The 19,200-nt window shown below is 46.0% G+C and carries 17 protein-coding genes; 11 read left to right on the forward strand and 6 right to left on the reverse strand.

The window, feature by feature from the left end; all coding sequences use genetic code 11:
* Positions 1-24: 24 nt before the first annotated feature.
* Positions 25-489 (reverse strand): DUF2059 domain-containing protein, encoded by a 465-nt coding sequence (locus GWR56_RS05645; protein WP_162430169.1) that lies wholly within the window; start codon positions 487-489, stop codon positions 25-27.
* Between the two features lie 13 nt (positions 490-502).
* A complete protein-coding gene (locus GWR56_RS05650; RefSeq protein WP_162430170.1) occupies positions 503-2,422 on the reverse strand; it encodes a glucosamine-6-phosphate deaminase in 1,920 nt (639 codons plus the stop codon).
* Between the two features lie 115 nt (positions 2,423-2,537).
* Here GWR56_RS05650 and GWR56_RS05655 point away from each other — a divergent pair, with 115 nt between their 5' ends.
* From GWR56_RS05655 to hflX, 6 genes are all read left to right on the forward strand, one after another.
* Positions 2,538-3,731, forward strand: coding sequence for an anhydro-N-acetylmuramic acid kinase (locus tag GWR56_RS05655; protein WP_162430171.1), 1,194 nt, complete (start codon positions 2,538-2,540; stop codon positions 3,729-3,731).
* A 119-nt stretch (positions 3,732-3,850) separates the two neighbouring features.
* Positions 3,851-4,312: a cytochrome B gene (locus GWR56_RS05660; RefSeq protein ID WP_162430172.1), complete on the forward strand. Its 462-nt coding sequence runs from the start codon at positions 3,851-3,853 to the stop codon at positions 4,310-4,312.
* Between the two features lie 218 nt (positions 4,313-4,530).
* Positions 4,531-5,940 carry an anthranilate synthase component I family protein gene (locus GWR56_RS05665; RefSeq protein WP_162430173.1) on the forward strand — a complete coding sequence of 470 codons (1,410 nt, stop codon included), beginning with the start codon at positions 4,531-4,533 and terminating at the stop codon, positions 5,938-5,940.
* Between the two features lie 77 nt (positions 5,941-6,017).
* Entirely contained in the window at positions 6,018-6,626 is a 609-nt protein-coding gene (locus GWR56_RS05670; RefSeq protein ID WP_162430174.1) for an aminodeoxychorismate/anthranilate synthase component II, read from the forward strand.
* A 156-nt stretch (positions 6,627-6,782) separates the two neighbouring features.
* On the forward strand, positions 6,783-7,565 hold the full coding sequence (trpC, locus tag GWR56_RS05675; RefSeq protein WP_162430175.1) for an indole-3-glycerol phosphate synthase TrpC: 783 nt from the start codon (positions 6,783-6,785) through the stop codon (positions 7,563-7,565).
* 275 nt (positions 7,566-7,840) lie between these two features.
* A complete protein-coding gene (gene hflX / locus GWR56_RS05680) occupies positions 7,841-9,025 on the forward strand; it encodes a GTPase HflX (RefSeq protein ID WP_162430176.1) in 1,185 nt (394 codons plus the stop codon).
* A gap of 92 nt (positions 9,026-9,117) precedes the next feature.
* Here the strand turns inward: hflX and pepT are convergent, their stop codons facing one another.
* Complete coding sequence (pepT, locus tag GWR56_RS05685; protein ID WP_162430177.1) at positions 9,118-10,377, reverse strand: peptidase T; 1,260 nt, start codon at positions 10,375-10,377, stop codon at positions 9,118-9,120.
* An 82-nt stretch (positions 10,378-10,459) separates the two neighbouring features.
* Here pepT and GWR56_RS05690 point away from each other — a divergent pair, with 82 nt between their 5' ends.
* From GWR56_RS05690 to GWR56_RS05705, 4 genes are read left to right on the forward strand one after another with little or no spacing between them, the layout of a single operon-like run.
* Positions 10,460-11,182, forward strand: coding sequence for a hypothetical protein (locus GWR56_RS05690; protein ID WP_162430178.1), 723 nt, complete (start codon positions 10,460-10,462; stop codon positions 11,180-11,182).
* A 1-nt stretch (position 11,183) separates the two neighbouring features.
* Complete coding sequence (locus GWR56_RS05695; protein WP_162430179.1) at positions 11,184-11,537, forward strand: MmcQ/YjbR family DNA-binding protein; 354 nt, start codon at positions 11,184-11,186, stop codon at positions 11,535-11,537.
* Between the two features lies 1 nt (position 11,538).
* A complete protein-coding gene (locus tag GWR56_RS05700; RefSeq protein WP_162430180.1) occupies positions 11,539-13,281 on the forward strand; it encodes a M14 family zinc carboxypeptidase in 1,743 nt (580 codons plus the stop codon).
* A complete protein-coding gene (locus GWR56_RS05705) occupies positions 13,278-13,898 on the forward strand; it encodes a rhomboid family intramembrane serine protease (RefSeq protein ID WP_370463813.1) in 621 nt (206 codons plus the stop codon). Before GWR56_RS05700 ends, GWR56_RS05705 begins: the two co-directional genes overlap by 4 nt.
* Here the strand turns inward: GWR56_RS05705 and GWR56_RS05710 are convergent.
* Complete coding sequence (locus GWR56_RS05710; protein ID WP_162430181.1) at positions 13,879-14,868, reverse strand: hypothetical protein; 990 nt, start codon at positions 14,866-14,868, stop codon at positions 13,879-13,881. The genes GWR56_RS05705 and GWR56_RS05710 overlap by 20 nt on opposite strands.
* Before the next feature lie 55 nt (positions 14,869-14,923).
* Here GWR56_RS05710 and GWR56_RS05715 point away from each other — a divergent pair, with 55 nt between their 5' ends.
* Positions 14,924-15,946 carry a dipeptide epimerase gene (locus GWR56_RS05715; RefSeq protein ID WP_162430182.1) on the forward strand — a complete coding sequence of 341 codons (1,023 nt, stop codon included), beginning with the start codon at positions 14,924-14,926 and terminating at the stop codon, positions 15,944-15,946.
* A gap of 225 nt (positions 15,947-16,171) precedes the next feature.
* Here GWR56_RS05715 and GWR56_RS05720 read toward each other — a convergent pair whose 3' ends face one another.
* A complete protein-coding gene (locus tag GWR56_RS05720) occupies positions 16,172-17,470 on the reverse strand; it encodes an ammonium transporter (protein ID WP_162430183.1) in 1,299 nt (432 codons plus the stop codon).
* Between the two features lie 610 nt (positions 17,471-18,080).
* Positions 18,081-19,139 (reverse strand): DNA polymerase IV, encoded by a 1,059-nt coding sequence (gene dinB / locus GWR56_RS05725; RefSeq protein ID WP_238395316.1) that lies wholly within the window; start codon positions 19,137-19,139, stop codon positions 18,081-18,083.
* Between the last annotated feature and the right edge of the window lie 61 nt (positions 19,140-19,200).

The following is a 19,200-nucleotide window of genomic DNA, read 5'->3' on the forward strand; positions in this document are numbered from 1 at the left end:
ACGAAACCCTTAGTTGCAAATTGTTTATTCGGATTTAAAGGCCTCCCGCATCATTTGCTGTAGCTCTACCTGGTGGCTTTGAACCGCTTGCTGACCGATGAGTGCACCTTTCTGAAATAAAACGGGTTGCTTTTTATTAAGCTTGATACCTAATGGGGTTTGGTAAAATACGGCAAGGTCTTTAAGCTCTTTTTCGGTAAACTCCTGGGCATATAAAGCTGCCATCTGGTCTTTCATCAACTCCCAGCTCATGTATTTGGATATAAAGGCATTCATAATATCACTAAACTTTTGCTGTTTATCCGCAGGGATATTAGCGCTGCTCTGCTTTATCATGGCATCCATTGTTTCTTTGTACTGCATATCAGCGCCCGAGGCTTTCAGCACATCTTCGGCGGCTTTTAAATGTGACGGGGTAATGTTGGGTGTGGTTTGCGCTTTTGCTGCTACACAGAAAAGTAGGGCAATAATTAAGAATTTATATTTCATGCGATGTTTATTTTTAAAAGTGATATCTGACAAAAGCCTCCATAGCAGCATATTCAGCCATGCCGAGCCTGTCATAGTTCTGGGCGGTTTCGCGGTTCCGGTCCTCGGCCCGTACCCAAAACTCGCGTGCATCATCGCCGGGGAAAACCGGCCTGTCCTTTTGCGACTGATGTTTAAAGATGGCGTTACGCTTGCGCAAAACCTCGGCGGGCGACAAAGGCACCGCCATTTCGATCTCATGTGTCGGGAACTCCTGCCATGCGCCCCGGTACATCCAAACCCAGCAATCCTTTACCCAGGCTTCGGTTTTACGCAGGCGTCGTAAGGATTCCATCACAATGTTAAAGCAAACCACGTGGGTACCGTGCGGGTCGGCAAAATCGCCGGCGGTGAACACCTGCTGGGGCTTCACCTTTTGAAGCAGTTCCATCGTTAGCCTGATATCCTCCTCGCCAACCGAATTTTTTTGCGTTTTGCCGGTTTCATAAAAAGGCAGCGCCTGAAAATGGATATTACTGTCGGGCAGGCCCGCGAAGCGCGCCCCCGAGATAGCCTCGGTTTTGCGGATAAAGCCCTTAACGTCGCGGATCTCGGGAGTATCCACCTGGTTAGGTAACTTTTTATCGATGAACGCCCGCATGTCATCATATATACGCTGCAGCTGGGCGGTATCCTCGCCTATACTGTGTTTAAAATCAATAGCGAACTCCATATACCGCAGCACATCATCATCCCAGACAGCAGTGTTGCCCGATGTTTGGTAAGCCACATGCACATCGTGGCCCTGATCGACCAGGCGGATGAAGGTACCGCCCATGGATATCACATCATCATCAGGATGCGGCGAAAAGATAACAGAGCGCTTGCGGGCCGGCTCGGCACGCTCAGGGCGCTGGCTGTCGTCGGCCCCCGGCTTACCGCCCGGCCAGCCGGTTATGGTATGCTGCAGGCGGTTAAATATATCAATGTTGATCTGGTATACCGGGCCCCGCTCTACAGCCAGTTGTGCCATACCATTGCTGTTATAATCTTCTTCAGTAAGCTTTAGTATAGGTTTACCTACCGCCTGGGACAGCCAGATCACCGCTTTTTTGATCAGCCGCTCATCCCAGGCACAATCCTTAACCAGCCAGGGCGTATCAAACCGGGTAAGGTCTGATGCCGCATCCGCATCCAGTACAAATTCTACATTATCTGATAACTGCAGGAAGGTAGCCGGCACTTCGCCCGAGATCTCCCCCTCTACCGCCTTACGCACAATGGGCGCTTTTTTGGCGCTCCAGGCCATCAGGATAATTTCCCGGGCCTTAAATATGGTGCCCACGCCCATGGTGATGGCTTTGGCAGGCACATTTTGCTTGCCGCCAAAATCGCGGGAGGCATCACGGCGGGTAAGGTCATCCAGAGTAACCAGCCGGGTGCCCGAATTTGGGGCCGAGCCCGGCTCATTAAACCCGATGTGGCCGGTACGGCCTATACCCAGCAGCTGCAGGTCCAGCCCCCCAAGCTCCTCGATCAGCCTTTCGTATTCCAGGCAAAAAGCGGCCACCTTATCTGCGGGGAGGGTACCATCGGGGATGTGCACGTTAGCCCGTTCAATATCCACATGGTCAAACAAATTCTCGTTCATGAAGGTAACGTAGCTTTGCACGGCATCGGGCTTCATGGGGTAGTACTCATCCAGGTTAAAGGTGATAACGTTCTTAAACGAAAGCCCTTCCTGCCGATGCAGCCTCACCAGCTCGGCATACACTTTTATAGGGGTGACCCCCGTTGCCAGGCCAAGCACAGCCTGCTGCCCTGCAGCCTCTTTTTTACGGATAAGACCGGCAATGCGTTTTGCAACAGCTACCGATGCCGCGTTTTGGTCAGCGTACACCGTTACCGGAAGTTTCTCGTAACGGGTCTCTTCTAATAAATTTAATCTTGCCATAATGGGGTTTGGTTGCGGGTGGTACAAATGCTTCAAAACAAATATATCAGATATTTATATACAGGGGGTTTTAATTTATCTTTTGCATGGCAAGCCAAAACAGGTAATTTAGCGCATGCCTGCATTAAACCACAACCTTGAAAAACTATTTAAGATCGCCCAAAAACAAGAGAGGTTGGGCATTGGCCTAATGTCGGGAACCTCGCTTGACGGGCTGGATATTGCCTTATGCCGATTCAGCGGCAGCGGCACTAACACCACATTTAAGCTTTTGCAGTTTATCACCATCCCGTACGACGACCATTTCAAGAGCGAAGTGCAGCAGGTATTTGCCCAAAGGCAGGCCGACCTGGAAAAGGTTACATTATTAAATGCCTATATCGGCAGCTTCCACGCTGGACTAATATTGCAGGCTTTGGCAAAGTGGGATATTAAAACAACGGAAATAGACTTTATCGCCAGCCATGGACAAACCATTTACCACGCGCCAAAACATCAGCATAAACAGCCTGGCTACGGTAACGCCACCCTGCAAATTGGCGACGGCGACCACATAGCTGTTAAAACAGGGATATTTACCATAAGCGACTTTCGCCAAAAGCACATTGCAGCGGGTGGCGAGGGTGCGCCTTTAGCCCTGTATGGCGATGTTTTACTGGGCAGTAAAACGGGCGAGGAAAGGATACTGCTAAATATTGGCGGGATAGCCAATCTTACTTATCTACCCGCAGACGGCGACACCGCGAAAGTTGTATGTACCGATATTGGCCCGGGCAATACCCTGATAGACGCCGCATGCCGCAAGTATTTTGATAGGCCGTATGATGAGGATTCGTCGATAGCTAACGCAGGCACAGTGGACGAAACTTTACTGGAGGGCCTGCTTCACCATCCTTTTTTTAACGAAACGCTGCCCAAAACCACAGGGCCCGAGCTGTTTAATTTAGAATATGTTGCCGATGCACAGCAAGCATCGCGCTCGTTAAATATCAATAAAACCGACCTTATAACCACGTTGAGCGCTTTTACAGGCCGCACTATCAGTAATTTTATTTCAGCACATTTTAACCTGCCCGGTCTTAAGATATTTGTAAGCGGCGGGGGCGCCAGTAACCCCTACGTGGTTAACTATCTTAAAAAAGCCATGCCCTTTGCAACCATTGCCAACACTGCCAAATTAGGTATTGATCCCGATGCCAAAGAAGCTATATTATTTGCTCTGCTGGGAAATGAGGCGCTTTGCGGTGAGCCGATGGTTATAGGGGATAACCCTGCCGTGCTAATGGGGAAATTTAGCTTTGCGGGGTAAAAGCCTCACCTAATCCTCTCCAAAGGAGAGGACTTTTAAAAAAAAGTTTTTCTCCCTCTCCTTTGGAGAGCGCTGGGGTGAGGCTTTTTATCCTTATATTCGACTCAAATTATAATCACATGAACGCTTATAAATTCTTCCTCGAGTTCCACTCGGGCTTCCGGTATGTTGTATTTGTAATGGTTGTTATTGCCATTTTTAGTGCCTTTGCCGGCTGGTTTGGTAAAAAAAGTTACAGCGATGGTAACCGCAAATTCAACCTGTTTACGATGATATCGGTACATACCCAAATTTTACTGGGCCTTGTACTTTATTTTTTAAGTCCGTTTGTAAAGTTTGCAGGCGGCGTTATGAAAGACCCTGCGTCGCGCTACTGGACGGTTGAGCATATCAGTATGATGATCATTGCCATGATACTGGTTACCATCGGCCACAGCAAATCAAAAAAGGCTGTTTTGGCCCAAGATAAGCACAGGTCAATAGCTATATTTTATACTGCTGCATTTGTTATTATAGTGGTTGCGATAGCTTTAATGACCAAAGATGTCCCCGGACGCACCTTTTTTGGAATGTCCTACTAAAAAAGTCGACAAAAAATTTGTTAATTCAAATTTTTGTATAAATTTGTTGCCACGATATGAAAAATACTAACCTTAATACCAATTGGTGGCACTATGTGAAAACATGGCAGCCGGATAGTTTTTGATATGCAGTACTAATCAAATGTAAACCTAATTTGAAACCCGGCGAACGCTCAATTCGCCGGGTTTTTTTGTTTAAATGCTCCTGACAACAACTAATGAAAACATATAAAATAACAACTACACAAAAAAAATTGCTTGCCGATACCACTACGCCGGTAAGCATTTATCTGCGCTTACGGGATGTGTTCCCTAATTCGCTGCTGCTGGAAAGCTCGGATTACCACAGCCGCGAAAACAGCCTGAGCTTTGTTTGCTGCGCGCCGATCAGCGGACTTGTGCTGGACAACAAAATGCTAAAAAAACGGTTCCCTGATGGTACCGAAGAGATAAGCAAGCCGGGTGAATTTGATATTACCGACGAGATAAACAATTTTACGGGTCGTTTTGAGGTAGAAGCAAATACATCAAAAATATTATCAAACGGGCTGTTTGGCTATTTTACGCACGAAGCAGTTGAGCATTTCGAGACCATCCGTTTAAAGGAGAGTGACGATACCGCCCGTAAGATCCCCGTGATGCAATATCACATATACAGCTACATTATCGCCATAGATCATTTTAAGAACGAGCTGTATATTTTTCATAACCAGGTAGAGGGGCTTCCCCAAACCAACGGACTGGAAAAGATAGAAGACCTTATCAAAAACAAGAATTTCCCGGAGTACAGCTTTAAAAGCAACGAGGCAGAACAATCAAACCTGACCAACGAAGAGTTTATTGCTATTGTCGAGAAGATGAAGCAGCATATTTACCGTGGCGATGTGTTCCAGATTGTGCCGTCAAGGGCGTTCTCGCGCAAGTTTTTGGGCGACGAGTTTAACGTTTATCGCGCGCTGCGTTCTATTAACCCATCGCCGTACCTGTTTTATTTTGATTACGGCGATTTCCGCATCTTTGGCTCATCGCCCGAAGCGCAGATCACCATTAAAAATAATGTGGCAAGCATATTCCCGATAGCCGGCACCTTTAAACGCAGCGGCGATGATGAGAGGGACGCTGAAATTGCCCGCCAGCTGGAAAACGACCCCAAAGAGTCGGCTGAGCATGTGATGCTGGTTGACCTGGCCCGCAACGACCTGAGCCGCCATTGCGAAAACGTAAGCGTAAAAGCATTTAAGGAAGTGCAGTACTATTCGCACCTTATCCACCTGGTATCGCATGTAAGCGGCACTTTAAAACCGGGTACTACGTCATTTAAAATTGTAGCAGATACTTTCCCGGCAGGTACATTAAGCGGCGCGCCAAAATACCGTGCCATGGAGATCATTGACGAGAACGAAAAAACCAAACGCAGCTTTTACAGCGGCGCAATCGGGTTCTTCGGCTTTAATGGTGATTTTAACCACGCCATCATGATCCGTTCATTCCTTAGTAAAAACAACACACTGCACTACCAGGCCGGTGCAGGCATAGTGGCCGGCTCGGTTGCCGAAAGCGAATTGAAAGAAGTAGATAATAAGATTGCCGCGCTAAGAAAAGCAATAGAACTGGCGGAGGAACTTTAACCCCCTAACCCCCTGAAGGGGGAATAGAAGTTGTTTAAAAAAATTAAATTATTCCTAAAAGGAACTGAAAATATACAATGACAAATAGTAATTCAAAAAACTCCCCCTTCAGGGGGGTGGGGGGTATCCTGATAATAGACAATTACGATTCTTTCACCTATAACCTGGTGCATTTGGTAAACGAGTTAGGGTTAGCGTGCGAAGTTTGGAGGAACGATCAGTTTAAGATAGAAGACGTGGACAGGTTTAGCCATATCATCCTGTCGCCGGGGCCGGGCATTCCATCAGAAGCGGGCTTGCTTTTGCAGGTGATAGAAAAATACGCGCCTGCCAAAAGCATATTTGGCGTTTGTTTGGGGCAGCAGGCCATTGCCGAAGTATTTGGCGGAAAGCTTTATAACCTGCCGCAGCCTATGCATGGCATCGCCACACCCATAAAGGTAACAGATGCCAACGAGCCGCTTTTTGCAGATCTGCCTAATGAATTTAAAGTAGGTCGTTACCACTCCTGGGTGGTAGAAAAAGACTTGCCCCAAGTTTTAGAAATTACCGCCATTGACGAAGAAGATGGCTCGGTGATGGCTTTAAGGCATAAGCAGTATAACGTGCGCGGTGTACAGTTTCACCCCGAATCGGTACTGACCGAATATGGGAAGGAAATGATGCATAACTGGTTAAAGGCGTAGGCTGTTTTACTCACCTGTCATTTCGAACGAACCGGGCAAGGGTTGTGTGCGGACGTGAGGAGAAATCTTATACGCCATGCCACTTAGAATTGCGCTAACACGATTTCTCCTCGTACCCCGTTCGAATTGACATAGTTTGTTATAGATTTGAAAACAATGACGATACTCGATAAAATAGTTGCTCATAAAAAAAAGGAAGTGGAGCGGGATAAGGTGCGCACCACCTACACCAAACTGGAAGAATCTGAATATTTTCACCGGGAAACCTACTCTTTTAAAGATTTTTTGCTGGCGCCTGACCGTACCGGGATCATTGCCGAGTTTAAGCGGAAATCGCCCTCAAAAGGTATAATTAATGATGATGCGTTGGTAAAAGACGTAACGAAGGATTATGCAGAGGCCGGTGCTTCGGCATGTTCGGTGCTTACCGACTATGGCTTTTTTATGGGCCGCAAAATGGATGTTACCCGCGCACGCAGGGCGACCTGTATCCCCATCCTGCGGAAAGATTTTATGATAGATGAGTACCAGGTTATTGAAGCAAAATCGTTAGGTGCGGATATTATTTTGCTTATCGCCGCCATACTTACCCCTGCCGAGATCAAGAACCTGGCGTCGCTTGCTAAAAGCCTCGGCCTGAATGTACTTTTAGAGGTGCACAACCTGGAAGAGCTGGAACGCAGCATAGATACAAATCTTGATGCTATTGGCGTAAATAACCGCAACCTGGCCGATTTTACCGTATCGGTAGAAAACTCTTACAAGCTGGTTAACCATATCCCAAATGAGTTCATGAAGATCTCTGAAAGCGCCATCAGCGATACTGAAACCATTAAGCAGTTAAGGGCAGTTGGTTTTAACGGGTTTTTGATCGGAGAAAATTTTATGAAACAGCAAAACCCGGGTGCCGCAATGCGCCAGTTTGTTACCGGTTTGTAATTGACGGTACTTTCCATATCTTTGCAGCATCATGATATAATATCCTCTCCTCAGCAGCTTTCAGTTTGCTTGACCTTGTTCAGCATCAGAAAGATTTGTCGTTACGCCGCAGTTTGCACGTAGCGATATCACTGTAACCGCTTCCTGATCTTTGTACGAAGCGATATTATCCACTATAAATAAATCCGTGTGATGTGAACATAACTGCCCTATAGCGAGTTATATTGAGGTGACTTTATGTTTACCTTTATGGTTTAAATGTTAATCATTTTTGAATGAAACAAAAATTTTATGATACTGCTGTGAAGCAGGAAAAAGTGGTTTTGGTTGGTGTTATTACCCCCAACGAAACCGAAGCCCAGGAAAAAGAATACTTAGAAGAACTGGAGTTTTTAGTGGCTACCGCCGGTGGCCTCACGGTAAAGAGCTTTACCCAAAAGCTACAACGGCCCGAGCGGGCAACTTTTGTAGGTACCGGTAAGCTGGAAGAGATAAAGGAGTTTGTGATTGCCGAAGAGATAGACATTGTTGTTTTTGACGATGAGCTTACCCCGTCGCAGCTGCGTAATATCGAGCGCGAACTGAATGTAAAGATACTTGACCGCAGCAACCTGATACTGGACATATTTGCCGGCAGAGCGCAAACAGCGCAGGCTAAAACCCAGGTAGAGCTGGCACAGCTGCAATACCTCTTACCCCGCCTAACCCGCCTCTGGACTCACCTTGAGCGCCAGAAGGGTGGTATTGGTATGCGTGGCCCGGGTGAGTCGCAGATTGAGACCGACAGGCGTTTGATCCTGAACAAGATATCATTGCTAAAAGAGCGCCTTAAGCTGATAGACCGCCAGAACGAGACCCAGCGCAAAAACCGGCAGCAACTTATCCGTGTAGCACTGGTAGGGTATACCAACGTAGGAAAATCAACTATCATGAACATGCTGTCGAAATCAGACGTGTTTGCCGAGAACAAACTTTTTGCCACGCTGGATACCACGGTGCGTAAAGTGGTGATAGAGAACGTGCCTTTTTTATTGTCGGATACTGTAGGGTTCATCCGCAAGCTACCTCACCACCTGGTAGAGTGCTTTAAATCTACGCTTGACGAGGTACGCGAGGCAGATATCCTGGTGCATGTAGTGGATATCTCGCATCCTAACTTTGAGGACCAGATACGCACGGTTAACGAAACACTCAAGGACCTTGGTGCTATTGATAAACAAATGATAACCGTGTTTAACAAAATAGATGCGTTTATGCCTGAGCAGCACCATGTTGATGTTACCGAGGGGCCGTTAACGCTTGATGATTTCAAGCACAGCTGGATGGCAAAGAATAACAGCCCGGCCATATTTATATCGGCTACTCAAAAAGAGAACGTTGAAGAGTTTAGGAATTTGCTGTATGAATACGTGAAGAAAGTTCATACGGAAAGATACCCGTACGATAATTTGCTTTATTAAATAATAATATCGAACACCCAATGTCGAACATCGAATAATGAATACTTCGATGTTCGACATTTAAAATTCAGTGTTCGATATTTATCACCCCTTCAGAGAGCCGGGGGGTTTTCCCACACCATACACAGATGCAAAATGGTTTCAACGGCTTTTTGCATATCCTGTACCGATACCCACTCTTGCTTGCTGTGAAAAGCGTGCTCGCCGGCAAAAATATTTGGTGTTGGCAAACCCATGAACGATAAGCGCGAGCCGTCCGTTCCGCCGCGGATGCTGCAAAGTTTTGGCCGCAGCCCTGCGCGGCGCATCGCTTCCATCCCGTAATCGACAATTTGCGGATGCTGCGCCAACACCTTCTTCATATTGCGGTAATGCTCCTGGGTTTCAATGGTATAGGTGGAATTTGGGAAGCGCTTCAAAACCTCATCTACTACCCGGCGGATAACATTGGCATGCTCCTTCAGTTTGTCCTCTTCAAAATCCCGTATAATGAACTCAATAATTGCAGTTTCAACATGCCCGCTAACCTCTACCGGGTGCACAAACCCCTGCATATCCGAAGTATGCTCGGGCGACAAACTATCAGGCAGCGCGGCAATAATTTGTCCGGCTATCTTTATAGCGCTTTCCATTTTACCTTTTGCAAAGCCCGGGTGCGTGCTAACGCCGTGTATGGTTAGTTTTGCACCGTCGGCGCTAAAGGTTTCGTTCTCCATATTGCCTGCGCTTTCGCCATCCATGGTGTAGCAGGCAAAGGCGCCGATTTTTGCAATATCGGCCTTATCCACGCCACGGCCGATCTCTTCGTCGGGCGTAAATAAAATTTTTATAGCGCCGTGCTTTATTTCCGGATGCTGCATCAACTGATAGCAGGCATCCATAATTTCGGCTACGCCCGCTTTGTTATCGGCCCCCAATAACGTATTGCCCGATGCTGTTATAATATCTTTACCTGCCTGGTTCCTCAGGTCGGGGTGGTCGGCCAGTTTCAACACCTGCGTATTATCATCTGGCAATACAATATCAGCGCCGGTATAGTTTTTATGAATGATTGGCTTTACATCTTTACCGCTGCAATCGGGTGCTGTATCCATGTGCGAACAAAAACAGATCACCGGGACGCCCACCTTATCGGTATTTGCCGGGATGGTTGCATACACGTAGCCATACTCATCTAAGTGGGCATCGGCAATCCCTATTTCTAAGAGTTCATTCACCAGTAAACGGCCCAGGTCTTTTTGCTTTTCGGTAGAGGGTGTGGTTGGCGATGCAGGGTCTGATTGTGTATCAATAACCACATATCGTAAAAATCTATCGGTAACTGTAAAACTTAGCGATGCGTTAAAATCCATATAAAACCTATATTAGTAGAAATTTTTTGCCACAGGCCATTGCTCCCTGCGGCTAAATTGTAAATATCAAATATTAAATTCATTGAAAAAGTATCTTTTATTAATTGTATTGGCATTTGCTTTTCATGAGGGTAAAGCGCAGGGCAGTTTAAACTATGCATCGTACGGTATTGGTTTAAGTGCAAGCCGGAATAAGCCCTACGCTGATCTAAAAAAAGAATTTAATAATCAATCATACGCGGTAACGTTCAATTACTATTACACCCCGTACGTGCCTATAGGGTTGGAGTTTCAGTTTGGAAAGCTATCGGGTGGCAGCAATACCGACTTTAAGATCGACGCCTCCGGGCGCATGTATGAGAATAATTATAAAGCCTTGCTGTTGCATATGGATGTGCAGGCAGGCGAAATAATGGATTACCAGGGCAATGCTGCCTTAAATGTATTAAAGAACCTATATTTTGGTATAGGGGTAGGTGGGATATATAATGATGTTAAGGCACAACGTACAGATCCGATAAACCCGGGATACATTTTCCCGGGCAAGGATAAAGGTGTTAACCTGATAGTGCCTTTACGATTTGGTTATGAGTTTAAGTTCTACAACGCATACGACGAACCAAACATACGCCTGGATATTGGCTATCAGCATAACATTACTTTTGGCGAGGGCCTGGATGGTTATGCCGATGCATCTACCAAATTTAAAAATAACGCGCTTGATCAGTATACGCAGCTAACCATTGGTATAAAGGTTAATTTTGGGGGCGAAACCTCTTACGATAAAGAAATTAGGGGTTACTAATATGAATATAGAAGAACTGCGCGACTATTGCCTGGCAAAACCGGGTGTCACGGAAAGTTTTCCGTTTGGCGAAGATACGCTGGTGTTTAAGGTTGGCGATAAGATTTTTTTACTTACCGGTTTAGATAGCCCCAGCTTTAACGCGAAATGCGACCCCGAAAAAGCAGTAGAGCTGCGCGAGCAGTTCAGCGAAGTGGTGCCCGGCTACCACATGAATAAAAAGCACTGGAACACCGTACATACCGATGGTTCGCTAACCAATAAGCAGCTGCGCGAAATGGTTGACCACTCGTACGACCTGGTGTTTGCGAGTTTGCCTAAGAAAGTACAAGCCGATATCAACAGTGATTTATAAAATGAAAAAAAAACTTTCGCTGCTGCTTTGCCTTATATGCTGCATGCAGGCGTATGCCCAGCTTACCCCTTTTGAGCAAAGCAGGGATAAAAACTATACCGCCACTTATGCCGAAGTAGTGGCCTACTACAAAGCCCTCAGCAAAACCCAGCCGCAAATGCGCCTGTTCAACTACGGCTCAACAGATATTGGCAAGCCGTTAACTTTAGTGGTGCTATCTAAAGATAAGGTGTTTGACCCGGCGCTTATAAAAAAGCAAAACAAGCGCGTATTGCTTATAAATAACGGCATACACCCCGGGGAGCCCGAAGGCATTGATGCCAGCATGATGCTGGTGCGCGATCTGCTTAAGAAACGGGAATTGCCTAAAGATGTGGTGCTGTGCTTTATCGCCTTGTATAATATCGATGGCAGTTTAAACCGCGGCGTATCGCGCCCTAATCAAAACGGCCCCCGGGCTTACGGCTTTAGGGGCAATTACCGTAACCTTGACCTTAACCGCGATTTTATAAAGGCCGACAGTAAAAACGCGCTGGCCTTTGCGCAGATATTAAACACCTGGCAGCCCGAAGTTTTGCTGGATAACCATACCAGCGATGGCGCGGATTACCAGTACATCATGACGCTGATAGAAACTCAAAAGGATAAGCAGAACCCCACGTTAGCGGCTTACACAGATAACACCCTAACGCCTGATCTTTATAAAGGGATGAAAAAAAGCGGTTACGAAATGATCCCTTACGGAGCGGGCGAACAAGGGCTGCCGGATAGCGGAATTGTCAGTTTTATGGAAACGCCCCGTTTTTCAACCGGCTTCGCGGCGCAGCATAACATTATCAGCTATATGACAGAAACGCATATGCTTAAGCCTTTTGATAAACGCGTTTGGGCTACTTATGCCTTTATGCGAAACCTTATCGGTATTTGCCAGCGCGATGCAAAGCTGTTGGGCAACATGAAAAAACAAGTGGATGCCGAGGTAAGCCGACAAAAAACATTTGGGTTAAAGTGGGACCTTGATGAAAGCAAGGTAGATACCATTACTTTTAAAGGGTATGCCGCCGAATATAAAACAAGTGATGTAAGCGGCCTCAAAAGGCTTTATTACGACCGCAGCAAACCCTATACTAAAACGGTAAAGTTTTATAACACTTACAAAGCAACCGCTACTGCCGATAAGCCGGTAGCTTATATAATTCCGCAGGCATGGGGAAAAGTAATTGACCTGTTTAAGCTGAACAAAGTTGCCATGAGCCGCCTGGCACACGATACGACGTTAAGTTTGCAGATGTATTATATCGGCGATTATAAAACGGGTACCCGCCCATACGAAGGACATTATGTGCACACGGATGTAAAGCTTAATGCAGTTGATACCAAAGTGCGGTTTTATGAGGGCGATTATATAGTGTATGTAAACCAGCCAATTAACCGATATATTGTTGAAACGCTTGAACCGCAGGGTGTCGACTCGTTTTTTGCATGGAACTTTTTTGACAGCATACTGGGCCAAAAAGAATATTTTTCTGACTATGTTTTTGAAGATGTGGCCGCAGCCATGCTAAAAAACAACCCTGCCCTTCAAAAACAACTGGATGATGCGAAGGCCGCAGACCCAAAACTGGCTGGTAATGGCAGGGCTCAACTGAACTGGGTGTACCGCAACTCGCCCTATTTCGAAAAAACTTACCTGCGCTACCCGGTGGGCAGGCTGCTAACCAATACTAAACTCGATCTGCAATGATGGAAATCTTCCTGGCGACACCAGTGGCGTCGATCATATTTGTAATTACCCTGGCTACATCGTTGTGGGCTTTCTCTAATGAGAATATCTATGGCGAGCTCATTCTAAATCCGTACAATGTATCGCGTGGTTACAAGGTATATACCATTATTACCAGCGGCCTGATCCACAAAGACTGGAACCACCTGTTTTTCAATATGCTGTCGTACTATTTCTTTGCCTTTCAGTTAGAGGCATTACTGGGGCACTGGCAGTTTGGGGTGCTATATTTTCTCAGCCTGATATTGAGCGATCTGCCTTCTATTCAAAAGCATAAAGAGGATATCTGGTACAACAGCCTTGGGGCATCAGGCGCTATAAGCGCGGTGGTTTTTAGCTTTATTATGTTTGCGCCCCGGGCGCAAATGAGCCTCATATTTTTACCAATACCTATGCCGGCATGGGTGTTTGGGGGCTTGTACCTTATTTATTGCCATTTTGCTTCAAAGCACGCCCGCGACAATATTAACCACGACGCCCACTTTTATGGTGCGGTGAGCGGTATAGTGATAACCTTTGCATTGCACCATAATATTTTTAACGAATTTGTACGGCAGTTTAACGGGGCAGCGCAATAGTAGCCGCATCTATTTTTTTGCCATCGGTATCAAATAAAAAGCTCATTGGCTTTTCAGGGTCCTTAATGATCTCTAACAGCAGGAAGCCCCAGTTTTTCCAGAAGTTCTCCAGCACCTGCCCGTAGGTTTTGTTCGCCCACTCATCAAACAATGGCTTGCTGCTCATGCCCCGCAAGGGCATATCTTCAATAAAAACATCTTCGCCAACGGGTAAAATATTGTACTCGGGCAGGCGGTTAAACAGGTAATTGCTATAAAACACCCGGCCGCTAAACTCTTCGAATTGAATAGGGTGCAGCACATCATCTTTTATCTGCTCGTAAATTTTACGGTGATACCCAAAGTTGGCATTGTTATCCTGCAGGCAAATTACCAGGCCAAAGTCTTTCATGCGCAGCGCAAAGGTCTGCGTGTTTATTTCATCGCGATAGCCAAACTCATCGGTCTTGTTATCCACCTTAAATAAAAAAAGGCTAAAGGGCTTAAATTCCTCGAAATGTATCGGCAGGTTAATGCTCTGCAGCATCAAATGCATATGGCTGAACTTATGTATAATAGCCTGCGACATGTTAAACGCTTCGCCTTGCGCGTGCATCATTTTTATACCGGACTGCACCTCGTTAAAAATAATACCGTATAACAGTTTGCCGGCCCATTGAAAAAGCTTCAGCTCGTCCAGCGCTTTGATGCCTTCGTAGCCCCGGTTAAATGCCCCGGCAATTTCATTTTCAAGCGGTTCTAAATATTCATCATTGATATATGCCGAGCAGGGTATCTTCAGGTCTTTATAAGTAGCGATCCTTTCGTCCAGTAGTTTAAAAGGCTGGTCCTGCAGGTTGTAAAGGCTCATTAACCACTGCGGAAAAACCTGGATCTTCTCCTCCTCACTTTGTAAAACGTCTCCTGTTAAAAAACAGTTACGGTTGCTAAAGTTAAATTTTTCGAACGGTGCGTAAATTTGTGCGGGCATGGGTGCAAAGATAAGCAGGATTTTAACAGTAAAATTTTAGCTTTGATATATTGACATGCGGCTTACTTATCAACCCTTTGAATTACTGCTTAAGCATACGTTTACCATTGCTAAGTTTTCGCGCACCAGCACCCCGTTGATGCTGGTGCAGATAAACCATGAGGGCTACACCGGCTACGGCGAGGCATCGATGGTGCCTTACATGGGCGAAAGCCACCAAAGCGCGGCAGCGTTTTTAAGTAAGGTTGATGTAAGCCGGTTTAGTTATCCTTTTGATTTCGCGGCTATTATAAATTATCTGGATGGCATAGCGCCGGGCCAGCCGGCCGTAAAAGCTGCCATTGATATTGCCCTGCATGATCTGGACGGTAAACTAAAAGGAAAGCCCTGCTGGCAGCTGTGCGGCACCGATCCGGCAAAAATGCCGGTTACCAGCTTTACCATAGGGATAGATACCGAAGAGGTTATTATCCAAAAGGTAAAAGAGGCTGAAGGGCTTAAAGTGATCAAGGTAAAGCTTGGGCGCGATAGCGATAAAGAGCTGATCCAAACTATCCGTTCAGCTACGAATGTGCCACTTTATGTGGATGCCAACCAGGGGTGGACCGACCGCAGACGAAGCATCGATATGATCTACTGGCTTAAAGAGCAGGGCGTACAGCTGATAGAGCAACCCATGCTAAAAACCGATATTGACGGCAACGCATGGCTTACCGAACATAGCCCTATTCCCATTATAGGAGACGAGGCCGTACAGCGTTTAGCTGATGTTGACGCAGCCAAAGGTGTTTACCACGGCATCAATATCAAACTCATGAAATCGGCAGGGATGTACGAGGCACAGCAAATGATAAATAAAGCCAGGCAACTTGGGCTGAAAATACTGATCGGCTGCATGAGCGAAACCAGCTGCGCCACCCTTGCCGCCGCCGCCCTTGCGCCCCAATGCGATTGGGCCGACCTTGATGGCCCATTGCTAACTACCAATAACCCCTATAAAATGCCGGCATTTAAGGATGGTAAATGGGTATTGAGTAACGAAGCGGGGTTGGGGTTGCAAATGAAATCTTCTCATTAATTCACTCACCCCGACTACGCTTCGCTGGTCGACCCTCTCTGCTTCGCAAAGAGGGTGAAGAAAAAAAAGAAAAACAAGCCCTCTTTCCGCGTAGCGAAGAGAGGGTGGTCGAGCGAAGCGACGACGGGTGAGTAAACTAACCTCAACACAAATCCTAAAATCAAAAAAGGGATGCTTTCGCACCCCCTTTTCTTCTTAGTTAGTCAGTCAGTTATAGTTCAGTTATTATAGTTCTTCGTCGTGTTGGGTTACATCCAAACCGGCAATTTCTTCTTCGGGTGTAACACGCAGCGGGCTTATCAGGTCGGTTATTTTAAGCAAAATAAAAGCGCCGATAAAGGCGAATGCCGACACAGCGACCAATGCCACCACATGTTTAATAAACAACCCGGTTTCGCCGTAAGCCAAACCTTCGGCGCCTGCGCTGTTAACCGCTTTGGTAGCAAAAATACCGGTCATTAGCATACCTACCATACCACCTACACCGTGGCAAGGGAATACGTCTAAGGTATCATCGATGTTGGTTTTGCTTCTCCAGATAACAACCAGGTTGCTAACAACCGCGGCAACTATGCCGACTATCAGCGAGCTTGACACGGTAATGAAGCCTGCAGCCGGGGTTACCGCAACCAAACCCACAACCGCACCTATACAGGCGCCCATTGCTGATGGTTTTTTACCGCGCAGGATATCAAAGAAGATCCATGACATAGCAGCGGCGGCAGATGCGGTGGTGGTGGTGGCCAACGCGGTGGCGGCTAGCTCGCCCGAGCCTAATGCAGAACCCGCGTTAAAGCCAAACCAGCCAAACCATAGCAGGCCGGTACCTAATATTACGTAGCTGATGCGGGCCGGGGTGTGTGCTTCTTCGGCGCCGGTACGCTTTTTAAGATATAACGCCGATGCAAGCGCCGCCCACCCTGCGGACATGTGTACCACAGTACCGCCGGCAAAGTCTAACACGCCGTATTTAAAGAAAATGCCCTCCGGGTGCCATGTGGCATGTGCAAGCGGTATATAAATTACAATGATGAATAAAGTGATGAAAATAAGGTAAGAGTTAAAGCGGATACGCTCTGCAAATGCCCCGGTAATAAGCGCGGGGGTAATAACCGCGAATTTTAGCTGGAACATAGCAAATAATATAACCGGGATGGTTCCCCATGCAACACCCAGGGTATTTTGCATCATAAAAAACGACTTAGGGTTACCAATTAAGCCCATGCCGCCAACATCCTCGCCAAACGCCATGCTGAACCCAAACACCACCCATATAATGGTAATAAGGCCCATACAAACAAAGCTTTGCAGCATGGTTGATATCACGTTCTTCTTGCGCACCATACCACCGTAAAAGAAAGCAAGGCCCGGTGTCATTAATAATACGAGCGCGGTCGAAATAAGCAGCCAGGCAACATCGGCCTTGTCAAATTCGGCCGGTTTGGCCGCCCCTACGTTACCCGGGTACACCAGTGCCAGGATAACTACGATAACGAGGATTCCAAAGGGTACAATTTTTTTCATTGTTTTAGTTTAAGTGAATGAGTTTAGTTAGTTAATTATTTAATCAGGGTCAGTATCTAAAGGCAATTTGAAAAAGCATCAGCCCGGTGTGCCAGGCTGATGCACCCGGTTTATTTTGATGGCCGGAACCGTATATGAATTGTCGCGGTATTCATGGTTAAAGAAGAGAAAAACCCCGAAAAAACTTTAATTTTTTCAGTTTTTTTCAGAAAAACTTCCGGGTTTAATTGGTAAACATCAGTAGTGAGGCTGCTCGCAATAACTTTTGATCGCCTTTTGAAACTTAATTTTCCATATAAGCGCACTAATAAGCCAGATTTGTAACTAAATACTTCCATAACTACATTAATTTAATAATTAAACAAGGTTTAAATCGAATAATTAAAATTATTAATGCTAAAATAGAAATATTTAAATCAAATTGTCAATAAAAATTGAAAATATTTATGATGTTTATTCGTAATGATAGGCCATTACAATAAAATGAGCCAAAATTATTGATGTTTATATGCCTTTAATGCTAATTTATTTAACTGAATTGGCTATTATTTATAAAATAAGTCATGTTATAGTAAATCTGCCCTATTTTCTGTGGGAATTATGGAACTATTTAATAATCGAAGAGTGAAAGCTGATCGTTTTTAGGCTTTTGCCTGTTTTCAGCCGGGAAAAAGTTAGAAATAGTGATCCCTAACAATCGGATTTTGCTATTTTCAATATCAGTTGCAGCCAAAAGGTTTTTTGACGTAATTAATAGTGTATCCAGATCGTCAATACACGAGGGTAGCGATTGGCTGCGGGTTATCTGCCTGAAATCGCTGTATTTTATCTTCAGCGTAATGGTACGACCTTTCAATTGATACCTAAGCAGACGATCATGTACCGTTTTGGCAATTTTATCCAATTCGGCGTTCATTTCTTCCAGGCTGGTCAGGTCATACGCAAAGGTATCTTCGGCGCCAATCGACTTTGTTTCGCGGTGTGACTGAACTTGCCGGTCGTCTATGCCGCGCACAATACGGTAATAAAAAGCGCCGGCCTTGCCAAACTGCGCTATCATGGCATCTTCGGATAGCTTTTTAAGATCGGCACCCGTAAACAAACCCTGTTTCCTCATTTTTTCGGCGGTAACCCTACCTACGCCGTAAAATTTTTCAACCGGCAGGTTCTCCATAAAAGCTTCAATAGGTGACGGGCCGATAAATGTTAAACCATCAGGTTTTTTTATATCTGATGCAATTTTTGCTACGAATTTGTTGACTGATACCCCTGCCGATGCGGTAAGGTTCAGTTCATCTTTTATAGCCTGTTTTATTTGCTGTGCAATGTCTATGGCAGATCCTATATTCAATTTATCGTTGGTAACGTCAAGATAAGCTTCATCTAATGAAAGCGGCTCTATCAGATCAGTATAGCGGCTGAATATCTCGCGGATCTTTTGTGACACCTCTTTATAGGCTGCAAAGCGCGGCCTTACAAATATAGCATGCGGACAAAGCTTCAACGCCTGCCTGGATGGCATGGCCGAACGGATGCCGAATTTGCGCGCTTCGTAACTGGCCGTTGCCACTACGCCGCCCCGCCCTTCGGGCAGGCCGCCTACTACCAGTGGTTTACCGCGGTATTCGGGGAAGTCGCGCTGCTCAACAGATGCGTAAAACGCGTCCATATCAATATGGATTATTTTGCGTTTTATCTGTATCTCTTTTTGCGCCACCGTGTGTTAACAA

Source organism: Mucilaginibacter sp. 14171R-50 (assembly GCF_010093045.1).
In the GTDB taxonomy this organism is placed as follows: domain Bacteria; phylum Bacteroidota; class Bacteroidia; order Sphingobacteriales; family Sphingobacteriaceae; genus Mucilaginibacter.